The sequence below is a fragment of the Burkholderia sp. BE17 genome (genome assembly GCF_009362305.1).
Taxonomy (GTDB): Bacteria; Pseudomonadota; Gammaproteobacteria; order Burkholderiales; family Burkholderiaceae; genus Burkholderia; species Burkholderia pyrrocinia_C.
This window is the reverse complement of record NZ_WHNU01000066.1, coordinates 16,369-33,313: the sequence shown is the minus strand read 5'-3', so window position 1 is coordinate 33,313 and position 16,945 is coordinate 16,369. Positions and strand designations below refer to the sequence as shown.

Here is a 16,945-nt window from a genome sequence, read left to right as displayed (position 1 = left end):
GACGTACTGCGTGGGGGCGGTCGCGGGCCGGGTGCCCGTTCGGTGAGAACGTGAGGGAATGTGTCTTTCGGGGTGAATCGGCTCGTTTTCCGCGACGTCATGGCGATCCGGCCGCGCTTCACAGCTAGCGCAAGGGCGCGGCAAGTCCGATACGAGTGTCGCGTTCCGGATCAGTCGACCGACGGCGCAGTGACGGCCTGCCCCGCTCAAATCCCCGCCATCCTCCTCAACCACGCCGCCAGCCGCCGTGCCCCGTCCGGCATGTCCGCATCCTCGCGTGTGCACAGGTAATAATCGCGCCCGTCGTCGAGCGCGTGATCGAACAGCTTCACGAGTTCCCCGTTCGCCAGTTCGCGCTCGACCAGCGGCGCGCGCAGCAGCGCGGCGCCGAGATCCGCGCGCGCCGCGCTCAACGTGAGCTGGCCATCTTCGAACATCGGCCCGACCGCGTGCGACACATGCCGCACGCCGGCGCCCTGCAGCCAGTTGACCCACGTGCTGCGATCCTCGTCATGCACGAGCGGCGCGCGCGCGAGATCGGCCGGCGTGCGGAACGGCCCGTGGCGCTTCAGGAACGACGGGCTGCACATCGGCACCATCGCGCCCGGCAGCAGCCGCTCGCAGCGGTAGCCGGGCCAGTCGCCGGTGCCGAAGCGGATCGACAGGTCCGACGCATCGCTTCGGTAATTACGGTGATGCGCGTACAGCACGGTCACGTCGACATCCGTGTTGTCGGCCAGGAACGAATGCAACCGCGGAATGAACCAGCCGATGCCGAGCAGCGGAATCAGGCTGACGGTGATCTGCCGCAGCGACGACCGGTCGCGCACGAAGCGCGTCGCGCTGCGCAGCACCGAGAACGCGGCGCTGATCGAGCGGTAGTAGTCGCGCCCTTCGTCGGTGAGCGCGAGCAGCCGGCCCTCGCGCACCGTCAGCGGCGTCTGGATGAACGCTTCGAGCAGTTGCAGTTGATGGCTGACCGCCGACGGCGTGATGTCGAGTTCGCCCGCCGCCGCGGTGACCGACCCGAGGCGCGCAAACGCTTCGAACGCACGCACCGCGCGCAACGGCGGATCGTGCGGCAATTGTTCGATATTTTTCATGTATCGAATTTTATCGAAAAGTCAGCGTAAGCGACAACAAGAAAATATCTATTATTTACAAGGTTTTGAGTTAATGTATTGAGAACGGCATAAGCATCCAACAATTGAGTATTTGGGGTGTGAGTGATGAATATTTAATATTTTTCATGTTTTGATTCGATTCCCCGATCCCCGCACATGAAAATCGCCTTCCTTCACGCCAGCCTCGTTTTCTCGGCGGCCGCCCTGGTCGCCTCCGTTCCCGCGTTCGCGCAGTCCGCGCCGCAGACGATCCTGATCGGTCTCGCCGCACCGCTCACCGGCCCGTCCGCACGTATCGGCAAGGACTTGCAGAACGGCGCGCAACTCGCGATCGACGACGCGAACGCGAAGCATCCGACCATCGGCGGCAAGCCGGTGGTCTACAAGCTCGTCGCGGCCGACGACCAGTCCGATCCGCGCACGGCCGTCGCGGTCGCGCAGCAACTGGTCGACCAGCACGTGATCGGCGTCGTCGGTCACTGGAACACCGGCTGCAGCGTGCCGGCGTCGCGCGTGTACCGCGACGCGGGCATTCCGCAGATCGCGCCGGCTTCCACCGGCCATCAATACACGCAGCGGGGCTACGCAACGGCGTTCCGCATCATGGGTCACGACGATGCGGGCGGCAACTTCACCGGCGCGTACGCGGTGAAGACGCTGAAGGCGAAGCGCATTGCGGTGATCGACGATCGCACGTCGTTCGGCGCGGGGCTGGCCGACCAGTTCATCAAGGGCGTGCAGGCGAACGGCGGCGCGATCGTCGATCGCCAGTACGTGAACGACAAGACGACCGACTTCAGCGGCGTGCTGACCGCGATCAAGGGCAAGCGCGCGGATCTCGTGTTCTTCGGCGGCCTCGATGCGCAGGCCGCGCCGATCGCGCGCCGGATGCGCCAGCTCGGCGTGAACGCGCCGCTGCTCGGCGCGGGCGGCTTCGTGAGCCAGACCTTCCTGTCGCTCGCGGGCAAGGACGGCGACGGCGTGACGGCGCTCGAACCGGGCCTGCCGCTCGACCGGATGCCGGGCGGCAACGCGTTCGACGCGCAGTACCAGGCGCGTTTTCGCGCACCGATCGAACTGCACGCGCCGTTTGCGTACGACGCGGCGGCCACGCTGATCGCGGCCGCGCAGAAGGCCGGCGCGACGCAGCCGGCGAAGCTGGTCGCGGCGGTCCGCGCGATCGACCGGCCCGGTGTGACGGGGCGGATCGCGTTCGACGGCGAAGGCAACCTGAAGGACCCGGCCTTCACGATCTACCAGGTGCGCGGCGGCAAGTGGAGCGTCGTCGACGTGCTCGGCGGCACGCGCACCACGACCAAATAAACGACACGGACGATCCCCATGACCGAACCGACCCAGACATCCGCCGCGGCACCCGAGGACACGCGCCTCGGGATCCTCGCGCGGCGCCGCATCGAAGCGGAAATCATCAAGCCGATCTACGAGATCATGAAGCGCGAGTTCGGCACCGAGCGCGCGCAGGCCGTGATCGCGGAAGCCGTGCGCGGTGCGGCTGTCGACGCGGGCCGCACGTTCGCCGCGCAGGAGCCTGGCGGTACGAGCGTGAAGTCGTTCATCGCGCTGCAGGTGCTGTGGGAGAAGGACGATGCGCTCGACGTCGAGGTGCGGCGCGCGGACGACGCGCACTACGACTACGACGTGCATCGCTGCAGCTATGCGGAGATGTATCACGCGATGGGGCTCGGCGAAATCGGCCACCTGCTGAGCTGCGCGCGCGACAGTTATTTCATCCAGGGTTATGCGCCGAACATCGCGCTGACGCGCACGAGCACGATCATGCAGGGCGGCAAGCGCTGCGATTTCCGCTATGCGCTGCAGAGCGCGCCGGAGAACGGCGATGTGTGACGACAACGTGAGTGCGCCGCGCGTCGACGGCGACCGTCTGTGGGCGTCGCTCGAGCGGATGGCGCAGATCGGCGCGACGCCGAAGGGCGGCGTCTGCCGTCTCGCGCTGACCGATCTCGATCGCGAGTCGCGCGACCTGTTCGTGCAGTGGGCGCGCGACGCCGGCTGCACGGTGCGGGTGGACCGGATGGGCAACGTGTTCGCGCGCCGCGCGGGCCGCAATCCCGATGCCGCGCCGGTGATGACGGGCTCGCACGCCGATTCGCAGCCGACGGGCGGCCGCTACGACGGCATCTACGGCGTGCTCGGCGGGCTCGAGGTCGTGCGTGCGCTGAACGACGCGGGCATCGAGACCGAACGCCCGATCGACGTCGTGATCTGGACCAACGAGGAAGGTTCGCGCTTCGCGCCGGCAATGGTCTCGGCCGGTGTGTTCTCAGGCGTCTATACGCTCGAATACGGGCTGTCGCGCACCGATAGCGCGGGCAGGACGATCGGCGAGGAACTGGAGCGGATCGGCTACGCGGGCGCCGAGCCCGTCGGCGGTTATCCGGTGCACGCGGCGTACGAACTGCATATCGAACAGGGCGCGATTCTCGAACGGGCCGGCAAGACGATCGGCGTCGTGACGGCCGGGCAGGGGCAGCGCTGGTACGAGGTGACGCTCATCGGTGTCGATGCGCACGCGGGCACGACGCCGATGGAATTCCGTCGCGATGCGCTGGTCGGCGCCGCGCGGATGATCTCGTTCGTCGACGCGCTCGGCCGCCGTTACGCGCCGCACGCGCGCGCGACGGTCGGGATGATCGAAGCGCGGCCGAATTCGCGCAACACGGTGCCGGGCGGTTGTTTCTTCACGGTCGAGTTTCGTCACCCGGACGATGCGGTGCTCGATGAGCTGGACGCGGCACTGCGGGCGGAACTTGCCCGCGTGGCGGACGAGACCGGCCTCGGCGCGCGGATCGAACAGATCTTCACATATCCGCCGATACCGTTCGCGCCGCGCTGCATCGACGCGGTGCGTGACGCAGCGCAGGCGCTCGGGCTGTCGCACATGGACATCGTGTCCGGTGCGGGCCATGACGCGTGTTATGTCGCGCGCGTCGCGCCGACTGGAATGATCTTCGTGCCGTGCGTCGACGGGCTGAGCCACAACGAAGCCGAAGCGATTACGCCCGAATGGGCGGCGGCGGGCGCCGACGTGTTGTTGCGCGCGGCGCTGCTGAGCGCGCAGGAAGCCTGAGCTCGACGAAGGCGGCCCGGCGGGCGGGTGTTCGCCGGCAGTTCGCACGCGTTCGGATCGCCGTTCAGCAGGACCATCGCCCTGAGCGGATGCGTCTGCGCGGCCTCGATCGAGGCGATGGTGAACGGCGTGTCGCCTGACGTCATCAACTCCTTTTATTGTCCGGCCGCGCGTTACTTGCCCGCCTTGCGCCGCGCCATGTACGCGAGATACGCGACGATCTGCTCGAGCTCCCGGTCGCTCAGCTGATCCGGCGGAAACGCCGGCATGCTCCGGCCCGGCCAGTCGCGCACCGACGCCGGGTTGCGGATGTAGCGGCGCAGCGCGGCGGGCTGGAAGTAGTCGACCGGATTCATCGGTGTGTTCAGGTCGGGGCCGGCATGGCTGCTGCCCGCGCCGTCGACGCGGTGGCACGCGAGGCATTGCGTGATGAACAGGCGCTGGCCCGCGCGGGCCGGATCGCTTTCGGGCAGCGCAGGATCGACGGCGAGCGACGGCCAGCGCGCGACGGGCGACGATTCGATCGTGACGCGCACGATCTGGTACGGCCACTGCTCGCCGCGCACCGACGACGCGTCCGGCCCGAGCCACACGAGATAGAACGGCCCCGCGCTGACCTGCTTGCCGGGCAGCTTCGGCCACGGATGGGCCGAATCCTCGATCGCGAGCCATGCGACGGCGCCGGCCGGCGCGCGGCGACGCACGAGATCGAGTGGCAGTTGCGCGGCGAAGCCGTCGGCCGCGCGCGTTTCGAGCACGCCGTCGGCCGGCAGCGGCGTGTCGCCGAGCAGCGCGGCGAACGGCACGGCGCGGAACGTCATCGGCCGGCCGTACGCGATGTCGCGCGGCACGTGGATCTCCGTCGCATCGGGGCGCGCGAGCAGCGTCTGCCGCGTGAGGGCGCGGGCCGTGCCGTCGGTCTCGAGTTCGAGCGCGGACTGGGCCGACGCGCGTTGTCCGATCAGGCAAATCGTCAGCAGCACGAGCGAAAACCACTGGCGCTTCAGCATTCGTTCTCCGGGAAGGGGCGTTGCGGCGGCGGCAGGACGCGCAAGCCGCGGCCGATGGAAGGAATCGGGCGACAGTCTATCCGGTACGCGCGGCGCTGGCGACTCCGGTGCGGGAAAGGTTGGGCGGCTACGATCGGGCAGGCCCGCGACAGCGTGTCCGGCTACCGAACCGCCAAATTGGTGTGGCGTTGTCGTAGCGCGGCTCGGGCAGGGAGAAAACGAAGGGCGGCGGACTGCCCGCGTTCACGACATTGCCGTTACCGGACCGCCGTCAGTGATTTGCACACGGCACTTCGTTCTTCGACAACGGTATGTCCCGCTGCGGCTCGAAATCGGCTTCGCGCGCGCCCGACGGCGTCAGCGATACGAAATGCATCGCCGCGCCTTGCGCCGGAAAACCGGCGATGCCCGTCGTGCCCCATGGAATCGGCGAGCGCTGCGCGCCGCTCACCGAAATCTCCGCCGGCGCAAGCGCCAGCGTCAGCAGCCTTCCGTCGCTAGTCGGCACATACGCATGCGTGCCGGAGACACCGATGGCGGATTCGCGCACCGACGCAGGCAGGCAGTCGAGCGTCGCCGTACGGTGGCCGTCCGGGGCGATCAGCATCGCGACGCCGCGATCGTCCGCGGTCGTCGCGACGACGATGAAGCGGTCGATCGCCGGCACGTAGGCCGACGAGTACACGTAGTACCGGATCGCACCGTTCAGCGCCCCGAGTTTTTCGAGCTTCGCCGTGACCGGATCGAACATCGCGTATTCGAGCGTCGCGTCCGTGCTGCCTTCGATGAATTTCTGCCAGACGAGCAGCGCGTTGCGCGGCGAACCGGCGATCACGGGCCACCACTCGCGGCGGTGCGGCGCGACCGCGACATGGTTCAGCTCGCGCCCGGCCGCATCGTAGGTTTTCAGATAGACGCCGTTGCCGGTGCCGAGGTTGTCGACGCCGCCGCCGTCGACCCAGTCGGCGGAATAGAACACGACGAAGCGTTCGCCCACCGTCGCGACATGCCCCGAGTGGCCGCCCGGCTCGACGTCGTTCGGGTAGGGCTTGACCGGCTTCAGGTCGCGGCGGTAGACGCCGTAGCGCTGGCTGACTTCCTGCGGCGCGTTCCAGCCGTCCTCGAACGTGATGAAGATGTCGCCGCGCGCGTTCTGCGCGATCGATACGGGTTCCTGCGCCTCGGGGCGGCTGATGAACGGTCTGATGTGCAGCAGGTGCGGCTTGCCGGGCAGCCATTCGCCGACGTACACGTCGTGCGGCCAGTTGCCGTTGCGCATCGCGCCGCGCGGCACGATGCCCGAGCTGCTGAAGAATACCCAGCGTTTGCCGTTGCCCGCGTCGGCCGTGCCGATGCCGTGCATGAAGCGCCGCGGGTCGTCGGTGTCCTTCGACGCTGCCGGGCCCTGAACGGTGACCGTATGCACGGCCGGCGTGACGGCGCGGGCCGACGGCGGCGCCGCGACGATGCAGCACGCGCCGCAGAGCGCGGCCGCGACGCGCCGAGCCGCGTTCGGCCGCGCGCCCGCCTGCGCCGCGCGCGTTCGCTCCGTCATTCGACGGTCACCGATTTCGCGAGGTTGCGCGGCTTGTCGACGTCGGCGCCGCGCGCGCAGCCGACGTGATACGCGAGCAGTTGCAGCGGGATCACGTTGACGATCGGCGACAACAGGTCGCCCGATTCGCGCACGCGGATCAGGTGCGTATCGCGATCGGCGTCGATCGCGAGCTGATTGCCGGCGAGCACGTAGAGCCGCCCGCCGCGCGCGCGCACCTCGGCCATGTTGGACTTCAGCTTCTGGAACAGGCGGTCGTCCGGCGCGATCGTGACGACCGGCATCGCGCTCGTGACGAGCGCGAGCGGCCCGTGCTTCAGCTCGCCGGCCGGATAGCCTTCCGCATGGATGTACGACACTTCCTTGAGCTTCAGCGCGCCTTCCATCGCGATCGGGAAGTGAATGCCGCGCCCGAGGAACAGCGCGTTCTCGGTGCGCGCGAACTTCGCGGCCCAACCCATGATCTGCGTTTCCAGCGCGAGCGCGTGGCCGATGCGCTCGGGCAGCGCGTGCAACTGCTTCAGGTGCATCGCAACCTGTGCGGCGTCGAGCCGGCCGCGCAACTGCGCGAGCGTCAGCGTCAGCACGAACAGCGCGACGAGCTGCGTCGTGAACGCCTTGGTCGACGCGACGCCGAGCTCGATGCCGGCCCGCGTCAGGAAGCGCAGCGGCGCGTTGCGCGCGATCGTGCTGGTTGCCACGTTGCAGATCGCCATCGACAGTTCCTGGCCCATTTCGCGCGCACGCTCGATCGCGCCGATCGTATCGGCCGTCTCGCCCGACTGCGAGATGCCGACCACGAGCGTGCGCGGATCGGCCACGGTGTCGCGGTAGCGGAATTCGCTGGCGATCTCGACCTGCGCGGGCACGCCCGCGATGCTTTCGAGCCAGTACTTCGCGGTCAGGCCCGCGTAGTAGCTGGTGCCGCAGCCGAGCAGCAGCACGCTCCGAACGTTCGACAGCTGCGCGCGCGTGTTTTCGCTCGCGTCGAACAGCGCCGGCGAGATCGTGTCGATGCCGTCGAGCGTGCTGGCGATCGCCTTCGGCTGCTCGAAGATCTCCTTTTGCATGAAGTGCTGGTACGGGCCGAGCGCGGCGTCGCCGTCGCGCGCCCTCACGTGGCACAGCGGGCGCTGCGCTTCGTTCCCGCCCGAGTCGACCACGGCGATGCGCTCCGGCGTGATCAGCGCGACGTCGCCGTCTTCCAGATAGACGAAACGATCGGTCAGGTCGCCGAGCGCCGCGCAGTCCGACGCGAGGTAGTTCTGTTCGGCGCCGATGCCGATCACGAGCGGCGAGCCGGCGCGCGCGGCGACGAGGCGCTGCGGCTCGCGCGCGCTCAGCACCGCGATCGCGTATGCGCCGTGCAGCCGCTTGACGGCGCGCGTGACGGCGTCGAACAGGTCGTCGCGATAGACGCTGTGGATCAGGTGCGCGATCACCTCGGTGTCGGTTTCGCCGCGAAACGTGTAGCCGCGCTGCCGCAATTCGGCGCGCAGCGCGTCGTGGTTCTCGATGATGCCGTTGTGCACGACCGCGATCGTGTCGCCCGACATGATCGGGTGCGCGTTCATTTCCGACGGCGCGCCGTGCGTCGCCCAGCGCGTATGCGCGATACAGGTCTGCGCTTCGAGACCGAGCGTCATCACGCGATCCTGCAGGTCCGTCACGCGCCGCAGCGTGCGCTCGCTGCGCAGGCGGCCGTTGCCCTGCACGGCGATGCCGCACGAATCGTAGCCGCGATACTCGAGCCGGCTCAGTGCATTGACCAGTTGCGGCACCTGATTGCCGATGCCGCTTGCTCCGACGATTCCGCACATGATTCACCTCGTCCACAAGAAGTTGCCGGCCTGCCGGCGATGCGCGGCGGCGCGTCTCCGCTGATCTACTCGCGGGGCGGCGGTCCCGCGTGGGCTACCCATTCGATGCCGGAAATCGACCCGTTCGCGTCGTGCGACGCGACGAGAATGCGCGTCATGCGCCGCGCGCCGCGCCGGCGTGCGCCGGCCAGCGCGGTCGGCGGCACCGAGCGCACCTTCACGCTGGCCGAGCGCCGCAGCATCTTCGACACGCGCAGCCGGTATGCGAGCGGATGCACGACGCGCCCCGCGATCAGCCATGTGACGGTCGTGCCGCCGATGGTCGCGATGCACGTCGCGTAGAACACCATCTGCTCGATCGGCATCTCGGCCTGGTTGAACGGCAGCAGGTAGCGGTACGTGTAGATGCAGATCGATGCCCACACGGCTCCCACCAGCGCGGGTCGCACGAGGCGAAACCAGACGACCAGCACGAGCCCGACGACGCGGCCGCGCTCGGCGATCATTTCGCGCGGCGTGCGCAGGGAAAGGTCAATAATCGGTGCGTTCTTCATGTTGAATGCCTCGGTCGGGGCTGACCCACACGGCCCGCTTGCCGCGGCCCCGCAATACGACGGCGGGCAGGGCGACGACGGTGGTGATCATGCTGATCAGCCAGAAGGCCACGGGATACCAGACGGTGTCCAGGAAATACATCAGGAGTTTTTCGTCGTAACGACGATCGATCATGCTGCCGATGATCAGCTGCAGGATGCAGGTGGCGACCAGCAGCATCCCGTGCCAGTGCGGCACGACCGATACGTGCCAGTCCAGCGGCAGCGGATGCACGACGTCGACGAGCGCGAGCAGCAGGATGAACGACATCGAATAGGCCCACGCGATGCCGATCAGGTATTCGACGAACAGCGGCCACATCATCATCTGCGTCGGCCGTGCGAGCGTGCCCGCATACTTCATCAGCACCTGGATGCCGCCTTTCGCCCAGCGCAGCCGCTGCCGGTACAGTCCCTTCACCGTTTCGGGCATCAGGATCCAGCTCAGCGCGTGCGGCTCGTACACGACGCGCCAGTCGCGGCACTGCAGCTTCCAGCTGATGTCGATGTCCTCGGTCAGCATGTCCGAGCTCCAGTAGCCGACGTCGGCGAGCGCGGTCTTGCGGAACATCGTGATGACGCCCGACACCGTGAAGATGCGGCCGTACACCTGCTGCGTGCGCTTGATCAGCCCGACGATCGACGAGAACTCGCCGACCTGCATGCGGCCGAGCAGCGACGTGCGCGTGCGGATGCGCGGGTTGCCGGTCACGGCGCCCACGCCCGGGTCGGTCAGGAAATGCTCGAGCATCCAGCCGATCGCGTCGTGCGCGAGCAGCGAATCGCCGTCGATGCACAGCAGGTATTCCGCGTTCGATACGGCTGCCGCGGTCGTGAGCCCGACCGCCTTGCCTTCGTTGCGCGCGTGATGGATCACGAGCAGCCGCGGGATCTCCACGGCCAGCTCGTTGAGGATCTCGCCGGTGCGATCCTTGCTGCCGTCGTTGATCGCGATGATGTCGTAGTTCGGGTACTGCATCGCGTTCAGGTGGCCGATCACGGCGCGCGCGTTCGCGGCTTCGTTGAAGCAGGGCACGACGATCGAGATCTTCGGGATGCCGCTCGACGCGATCGTCCGGGTCGACAGCACGCGGCCCTCCTCGAGCAGGAAGTAGTGCACGACGCCGCCGATCATCCACAGATACGACATGAAGAACGGGTAGTAGAAGACGAAATCCTGCAGGCGCTGGATGATGCCGTGGGTCGTCATGGTGTCTTCGTCCCCTGCGGATGCTGCCCGTGCATCAGCGCGTTGATCGACGTCGGATCGAGACGCGACTTCAGCGACATCACGTCGCGCATCGTGTCGAGATCCGGCTGGTTGTTCAGGAAGTTGTCCGGGTAATAGCCGAAGTTCACCGCGCCGTTGCTGCGCAGCCGCCGCATCTGCGCGAGCAGCGCGTTGCCGGTAATGTCCTTGCGCGCGCGCCAGTCGTACGACTGCAGCTCGAACACGGTGCGCGCGAGGCCGCGCTGTTTCGCGCGCACGGCGTCGACGAGCCGGTCCATCCAGCGCTGCGGGTCCGGCGCCTGTTCCATGTACGGCATCGCCATCAGCGCGACGAAGTCGTAGGCGGCGAGGAAATCGTCGTAGTTCTGCGCGTACCACGATTCGGACTCGGGCTTCAGCACCGGCAGCGCGAAGATGTTGCGCGCGGTCAGCACGTCGCCCGCATTCTGGTTCGCGAGCACGATCTGTTCGAGCTGGCGCGTCAGGTCGATCAGGTAGCGGGACTTCTGCCGCGTCCAGCGGCTCATCAGCTCCGGCGTCGCGCGGATCTTGCCGATGTCGGCCGGCAGCCCCCACTGCGAATACGTGCTCAATGCATGCCGGCCCGCATCCTCGTAATCGTCGAGCACGGCGTCGTCGCTGAACAGGATGCCGCTGAACGACGCGTACTTGCCGAGATCCTCGTAGATCTGCTCGATCATCAGCCGCGCCTGCGGGTCGAACGGGCTCAGCCGGTACACGCGCGAGCCGTTTTCGCGCGCGGGCGCGCCGCCGTATGCGCTGACGGCCTCGAGCCCGCGATGCTTGTCGGCCGGCGGACGGAACGCGAGTACCGGCATCCACGCGTACACCTGCACGTTCGAGCGCGTGTTGAGCTGCCATGCGGCGCGCGAGAACAGGTCGGCGCGCATCGGCAGGTGCCGGTTCGGGAAGTACAGCGATTCCGCGACGCCGGTGCCCTTCGGATCGGCGAACGCCTGCAGGTACACCGATTTCGGCTGCATCCGGTAGATGCGCTCGACGAGCTTGCCGAGATTCGTTTCCTGCCGCGCCGGATCGGGATCGTAGACCTGGTCGAGATCGACCTGCACGACGCGCTCGGGGATATCGACGTCGCCGCGGTTGGTCGCCGGCTCGCGCATCGATCGCTCGAACCCGCCGATGTCGACGTCGTACATCATCAGGATCCGCCGCAGCCGGTCGAGCGGCACGTCCGGCGTATTCGGGCCGGCGTCGAGGCTGAACTGGATGTCCATGCCGAGCGACGTCGAGATCTTGCGCACGGGCTGGTTTTCCGCGCCGTATGGCCAGACCATCGAGCGTGCGACGATGCCGGTGCGTTCGCGAATCTGCCGCACGCAAGTCTGCAGGTCGTCGTGCACGCGGGCTTCGAACTCCGCGTCGGTTTCATAGCGCTTCTCGTTTTCGAGGTACAGGTGCGAGGTGGTGGCCGGCAACTCGTTGCCCTGCGGATTCGCGACCGCGCCGTGATGGAGGTTGTGCGTGTGGCAGGCGAGCTCGACCAGATTCGACCGGCCGACCTTCTGCACCTCGTCCCACGACATGAAGTAGTCGCGCGGCATCTGGATCCTGTCGCTGATCCTGATCGGCGCATCGGGCGGCGCGTCGATCCACGCGGTGACGATGCCCATCACGGCCGGATACTTGAAGCGTTCGAGCAGCGGCAGGACTTTCGTGTAGTGGCTTCGGTAGCCGTCGTCGAACGTGAGCAGCACCGCGCGCGGCGGCAGCGGCTTGCCGCCGTGCCGCGACGCCTCGATCTGCTTGACCGTGATGGTGTGATAGTTGTTGGTCTGCAGCCACGAGAAGATGGCGGTCAGCGTGCCGGTATCGACCGCGTACGGATCGACCATCGTCGACGTGGCGAACGTCGACAGCAGGTTGTCGCGCACGTCGTGCAGGCAGATCACGCGGAACGTCTTGCCGTCGGCAGGATCGGACGGCGGCAGCAGGTCGATCATCCGCGCGTTCGTCACGCCAGGGAACAACGAACAGGCCGCAAACGTGCCGAGGCATCCGCACATGAAGATCCGTCTGGATTGCATTGTTCGAGCTCCTTGCTAAAACGGCAGGTTGAGCGACAGGAAGCCGGTTTCGGAACGCTCGCGCTGGCCGTCGTACGCATGGCTGCTGACCTCGACACCGTAGGTCAGCGTGATGTCGTGCTTGAACGTCCAGGCGTGCTCGAGGCGGGCGCTCCACAGCGGGCTGGTGCCGAAGCCGCGCTCGTTGTACACGCCGCCGGACGCCGACAGGCGCTGCTGCAACGACATGTCGCCCTTCTTCCACAGCGTCAACTGATGCATGACGGTCGCCGCGGCCGCATAGTCGCGGCGCGGGCTGAAGTAGGGCGCGTCCTGCCGCGTGTTGCTGTCGGTGCCGAGATTCAGCGACACGTTGACGAGCTGGTTCGCGGACGTGTACACGCGCTGCGTGCCGGTCGCGGAAATTTCCTGGTGCAGGTTCGAATCGCTGTAGCGGCTTACGCCGTAGCTCAGCTTGACTTCGCGGCGGTCGTTCTGGCGATACACCACCTCGACGTTCGCGGAGCGGCCCCAGATGTGCGCGACATACGCCTTCCACGGCAACGTGTTGTCGTTGGAGTCGAGCGCGCCGCTGACCGTCCAGTAATCGTTGAGGTTGTACGTGATGGAGCCGCGGCCGCCGGTTCGACCGTCGCTGCCGAGCGAGCGCGTGACTTCGCCCAGGATCGTCAGCGGCCCGTGCCGGTAGTCGCCGCCGACACCCGTGCGCGTGCGGCTGATGCTGCCGGCGTCGGTTTGCGCATGGCCGAAGAACGTGTGGGCAAACACGCGCCAGTTGTCGCCGAACGGTTGCGAATACACATAGCTGTCCGACGAGAAGCTGTTGTCGGCCAATGCGCTGTTGCCGTGCTCGAAGCTCAGGTCGGTCGTGAACACGGGGCTGCGGTACGCGTTGTAGTCGCGCTTGAACGTGCGCACGGCGCCGCTGTCCGGGAACGTGTTGTCGAAGGTCTGGTCGACGCTCTTCGCGGTCGCGTAGTCGTTGGCCGTCAGCGATGCGCGGCCGAGCCCGGCGAGCATCTCCACGCTGTCCGGGTGGTCGGTCAGCGACGCGCGATACATCGCGATCGCCTGGCGCGGATGCGACTGGCCCGATACGGCGTCGGCGTGCGCGGCGCGGACCTCGGCATTGAACGGCACTTCCTTCTCGAGCTTTTCCAGCGCCGCGATCCCTTCGTCCACCCGGCCCGTGTAGATCAGGTATTGCGCCTGCAGCCGGTAGTAGCGCAGGTAGTCGTCGTTTTCCGGGCCCCACGACCGCACCTGGTCGGCCGGCGGCAGCGATTTGCCGATTTCGTCGAGCACCTGGCTCGCGTCCGCCGCGCGTCCCTGGTCGACGTACGACCAGAACAGTCCCTCGCGCAATTCGATCGGACGCGTGCGCGCGCCGTACTGGAAGCCGCGCGTCGCACTGTCCGTCGACGACGCGGTCGCCTGCTTCAGTGCGCGCTGGTACACGGCGTTGGCCTTGCCCGGTTCGCTCAGGTACAGGTACGCGTCGCCGACGGCCGCCAGCGCGTCGATCGAGATTTCGGCGTCGGGCGGAATCGTCTCGAACGTCGCGACTGCCGTCTTCATGTTGCCGCGCGCCGCGTAGGCGATCGTCCGGTCGCCGGCGAGCGCCGTCCTGACCGGCGAATACTCGGGCGTGGCCGGCATTCGCTTGTCGAGGTCGTCCGCGGCGCGCAATGCGCTGTCGAGCCCGTCGAAGCGGTCGGCGCTTGTCATCGAGCGCGACTTGTCGCGTCCGCCGCGCACCTGCTGGCGAATCGACAGTTCCTGGAGTTGCGCGAGATCGACGGCGGAAAAGACGTCGGGGCGCGCCTTCGCTTCCTCCAGCGCCTTGACCGCGCCGCCGCTCGATGCGAGCCCGAACACGTCGTTGCGGATGGTGGCCGGGTCGGCGGTGCGGAGGTCGGGCATCTGCGCGTTCGGGGTTTCGGCGTCGGGTATCTGGGCACCTGGCGGTTGGGCGCCCGGCGCCTGCGAATTCGGCATCGGCGCATTCGGCATCGGCGCGCCGGGCGTCTGCGGTGTCGGCGCCTGGGCGGCGGGCGCCTGCGCATTCGGCGTCTGGGCACTCGCGGCCTGCGCGATCGGGGTCGGCGCAGTCGGAGGTGACGCGTCCGGCACGAGCGCGCCCGGTGTCGGCACGCCCGGCGGCTTCGGATTCGGCGCACCGTTGGTGCCGGCGATTTCGCCGACGCCGCCCGGTTCCGTGTCGCCTTCGGCGGAGAAGCAGGGGCCGGATGCGACGAGCAGCAACACGAGCGGCGCATGCAGGAGGATCCGCCGGCTGGACGGAGCGACGATGGTGCATTGTTGTTTACGATTGTTGGCCACGGTATGTCCTCACTTCGAAACAATCACATCGGTTGCCCCGACGATGCACGCCGCCGCTCGCCGTGCGGCCGGGCAGCGAGGGCCCGGCCATGCGGAACCGGCTCACAGACGGTTGCGGATCGCCTGCCCGAGCAGCGAGCGCGATTCGCTGTTGGTCGGGTCGATCGCGAGCGCCCGGCTCGCGTTTTGTTCCACACAGTTCCATTCGTCGATCTGCGCGCACCAGCGCGCCTTTGCCAGCGCGCGGGCGCCTTCCAGTTCCGCGTGCGTGACGCTTGCCGTCTGCATGTGCACCGTGCCGGGGCTGTACGACTGCGGCTTCGGCGCGAGGTCCATGCGCTTTCTCGTGCCCGCCAGTGTCTCGGTTCGCGGTGCGCGATGCGTATCGCCGAGCCGTGCGTGGGCGCGACCGTGGGCTGGCGCGGCATGCGTATTGGCCGCGAGTTTCACGGGCGGCGCGTGCGACGGTTGCCGGTGTTTTGCGGCGGTGCGGGGCGCTGCCGGTGGCGGGGCCTCCGGTTCGGCCGCGAGCGTGACGGGCGGTACCGTCGACACCTCGGGCGTTGCCGATGCGGACGGTTCGGGCGGCGCCGGCGGCGCGGCTTGTGCGATCGCTGGCGCCGGCGCCGGCGCGGCCGATGTTCCGGGCGCACCGGACGCACCGGTTGCGCGGGATGTCGCGGCCACGATCGCGTTGCGGTATTTCCCGACGGCGGTTCCGATCACGCCGGAGATGTCGTGCGTCACGCTGGCATGGCCGACCACCGTGTCCCGCTCGGCATACGCGAAGATGCCGAAGATCGTGGCAAACGCGACGAAGCTGAGTGCCGCGCTCTTTCCAGGACCCCACGAGGGTTTCGGCTGGCTGGCGGGCGGGTCGTCCGGTCGTTCTGCACGAGTCATTCAATGCTCCTCGATTCGATACGTTGTGTTGAATGACGCAATCGGAGCGGATTCAGGCGGCGCTCACCATCGCAACTGCGTGGTGAGTACACCCGTTTCGACGATCGCGAACTGCGTGGAGCCCTGATAGGTGCCTTCGACCCGATAGCTCGCCTCGGGCACGCTGAACAGGCAGCGCGACCCCGATGCGTTGAATTCCACGAGCACGCGGCCGTGCCGCCTCAGGCGCACCTGTACGTTGGCAAGCGGTTGCCCGGTTCGGGCCGACGCGAACGACACGCCGAGGTTGTACGGACGGCCGTCGGGGGGAAGCGGCGCCGTACCGTCGATTTGTGCATCGCCGCAAATATACGAAATCACATAGCGGCCTGCGCCGGGACCGGACGCGGGCGTCTGGGCCGTGGCATTCAGGCAGAGCGCGGATACGACGACGCTCAGGAAAGGGCGAGCATGTTGTCGAAACGAGGAAGACATTGCAACCTCCCGTCCGGAATCAATGGAGGCGCATTTATTCCGGGTCTCCGAGTCAAATTTGCCAACGTTCTTTTTGCGACACGCTATTGATACACGATGGATTTTGAATCAACAACCGCGTGTGGTTTGAATGGTACGGCGGCGAAAGATGCTATTTAAATAAGATTGCGGCGGATTTGTGCGATCCGCTTGCCGCTGAAGAAAGTCGATATTGCCAGATATGAATATTGAATTCGGTAGAGATGATCGAGCACGCATTGAATCAAGTCGGAGGTATCGAAATTCGTACCGAAAAATAACGACTGATAAAAGAAATTTTTTCGTTTGTGTTCAAGGCGAGGCGATCAATTTCAGACACGGATTACGCGATTTTAAATGGGGAGATACCTCTTTTTTGATATTCGTTTCGTTGCATGAAAATAGAAACTTTTTATTTGTTATGTAACGGGGTATTTCTGATCTGAAAATAAGACGAGATATTCTGTTGCGATACGAGAGGATTAAAAGATTCCATTTTGAATCGCAAACGTTTGCATTTTCCTCGGTAACGATTTCGGGCTTGAAAAGTGATTTCGCGGGCTGCGCGGGATTGCCGATTGCTGCGGAAAGGAGGGCGCGTTCGAGATCAAGCGGCGCGACGCGCAGGCATGCGAACGCCGCATTGCCCGGGATCGCTTCCGCGTTCGCGCCGTGGGCGGACACGGCGCGAACGCGAAT

14 protein-coding genes are annotated in these 16,945 nt (G+C 66.8%); 3 read left to right on the top strand and 11 right to left on the bottom strand.

The window, feature by feature from the left end:
* Positions 1-206: 206 nt before the first annotated feature.
* The gene (locus GD429_RS37785; protein WP_152865021.1) at positions 207-1,103 is read right to left on the bottom strand and encodes a LysR substrate-binding domain-containing protein; all 897 of its coding nucleotides are present in this window, start codon (positions 1,101-1,103) and stop codon (positions 207-209) included.
* Between the two features lie 177 nt (positions 1,104-1,280).
* Here GD429_RS37785 and GD429_RS37780 point away from each other — a divergent pair, with 177 nt between their 5' ends.
* The 3 genes from GD429_RS37780 to GD429_RS37770 are packed head-to-tail and all read left to right on the top strand — an operon-like array spanning position 1,281 to position 4,233.
* Positions 1,281-2,447, top strand: a complete 1,167-nt coding sequence (locus GD429_RS37780) for a branched-chain amino acid ABC transporter substrate-binding protein (RefSeq protein ID WP_152865019.1) — start codon at positions 1,281-1,283, stop codon at positions 2,445-2,447.
* Between the two features lie 18 nt (positions 2,448-2,465).
* Positions 2,466-2,990, top strand: a complete 525-nt coding sequence (locus GD429_RS37775; protein WP_152865017.1) for an L-2-amino-thiazoline-4-carboxylic acid hydrolase — start codon at positions 2,466-2,468, stop codon at positions 2,988-2,990.
* On the top strand, positions 2,983-4,233 hold the full coding sequence (locus GD429_RS37770) for a Zn-dependent hydrolase (protein ID WP_152865015.1): 1,251 nt from the start codon (positions 2,983-2,985) through the stop codon (positions 4,231-4,233). Before GD429_RS37775 ends, GD429_RS37770 begins: the two co-directional genes overlap by 8 nt.
* Before the next feature lie 173 nt (positions 4,234-4,406).
* Here the strand turns inward: GD429_RS37770 and GD429_RS37760 are convergent, their stop codons facing one another.
* From GD429_RS37760 to GD429_RS37715, 10 genes are all read right to left on the bottom strand, one after another.
* Positions 4,407-5,243, bottom strand: a complete 837-nt coding sequence (locus tag GD429_RS37760) for a c-type cytochrome (RefSeq protein WP_152865013.1) — start codon at positions 5,241-5,243, stop codon at positions 4,407-4,409.
* A gap of 271 nt (positions 5,244-5,514) precedes the next feature.
* On the bottom strand, positions 5,515-6,798 hold the full coding sequence (locus GD429_RS37755) for a hypothetical protein (protein ID WP_152865011.1): 1,284 nt from the start codon (positions 6,796-6,798) through the stop codon (positions 5,515-5,517).
* Entirely contained in the window at positions 6,795-8,618 is a 1,824-nt protein-coding gene (gene glmS / locus GD429_RS37750; protein WP_152865009.1) for a glutamine--fructose-6-phosphate transaminase (isomerizing), read from the bottom strand. The genes GD429_RS37755 and glmS overlap by 4 nt, the downstream gene beginning before the upstream one ends.
* Before the next feature lie 65 nt (positions 8,619-8,683).
* Positions 8,684-9,172 carry a Biofilm PGA synthesis auxiliary protein PgaD gene (locus GD429_RS37745; RefSeq protein ID WP_152865007.1) on the bottom strand — a complete coding sequence of 163 codons (489 nt, stop codon included), beginning with the start codon at positions 9,170-9,172 and terminating at the stop codon, positions 8,684-8,686.
* Complete coding sequence (pgaC, locus tag GD429_RS37740) at positions 9,150-10,421, bottom strand: poly-beta-1,6-N-acetyl-D-glucosamine synthase (RefSeq protein WP_152865005.1); 1,272 nt, start codon at positions 10,419-10,421, stop codon at positions 9,150-9,152. The genes GD429_RS37745 and pgaC overlap by 23 nt, the downstream gene beginning before the upstream one ends.
* Positions 10,418-12,508, bottom strand: a complete 2,091-nt coding sequence (gene pgaB, locus GD429_RS37735; protein ID WP_152865002.1) for a poly-beta-1,6-N-acetyl-D-glucosamine N-deacetylase PgaB — start codon at positions 12,506-12,508, stop codon at positions 10,418-10,420. The genes pgaC and pgaB overlap by 4 nt, the downstream gene beginning before the upstream one ends.
* A gap of 15 nt (positions 12,509-12,523) precedes the next feature.
* Positions 12,524-14,851, bottom strand: coding sequence for a poly-beta-1,6 N-acetyl-D-glucosamine export porin PgaA (gene pgaA / locus GD429_RS37730; RefSeq protein ID WP_321575122.1), 2,328 nt, complete (start codon positions 14,849-14,851; stop codon positions 12,524-12,526).
* Positions 14,852-14,953: 102 nt separating this feature from the next.
* The gene (locus GD429_RS37725; RefSeq protein WP_152865000.1) at positions 14,954-15,754 is read right to left on the bottom strand and encodes a hypothetical protein; all 801 of its coding nucleotides are present in this window, start codon (positions 15,752-15,754) and stop codon (positions 14,954-14,956) included.
* Positions 15,755-15,817: 63 nt separating this feature from the next.
* On the bottom strand, positions 15,818-16,228 hold the full coding sequence (locus GD429_RS37720) for a hypothetical protein (RefSeq protein WP_152864998.1): 411 nt from the start codon (positions 16,226-16,228) through the stop codon (positions 15,818-15,820).
* Between the two features lie 330 nt (positions 16,229-16,558).
* Positions 16,559-16,930 (bottom strand): hypothetical protein, encoded by a 372-nt coding sequence (locus tag GD429_RS37715; RefSeq protein WP_152864996.1) that lies wholly within the window; start codon positions 16,928-16,930, stop codon positions 16,559-16,561.
* Between the last annotated feature and the right edge of the window lie 15 nt (positions 16,931-16,945).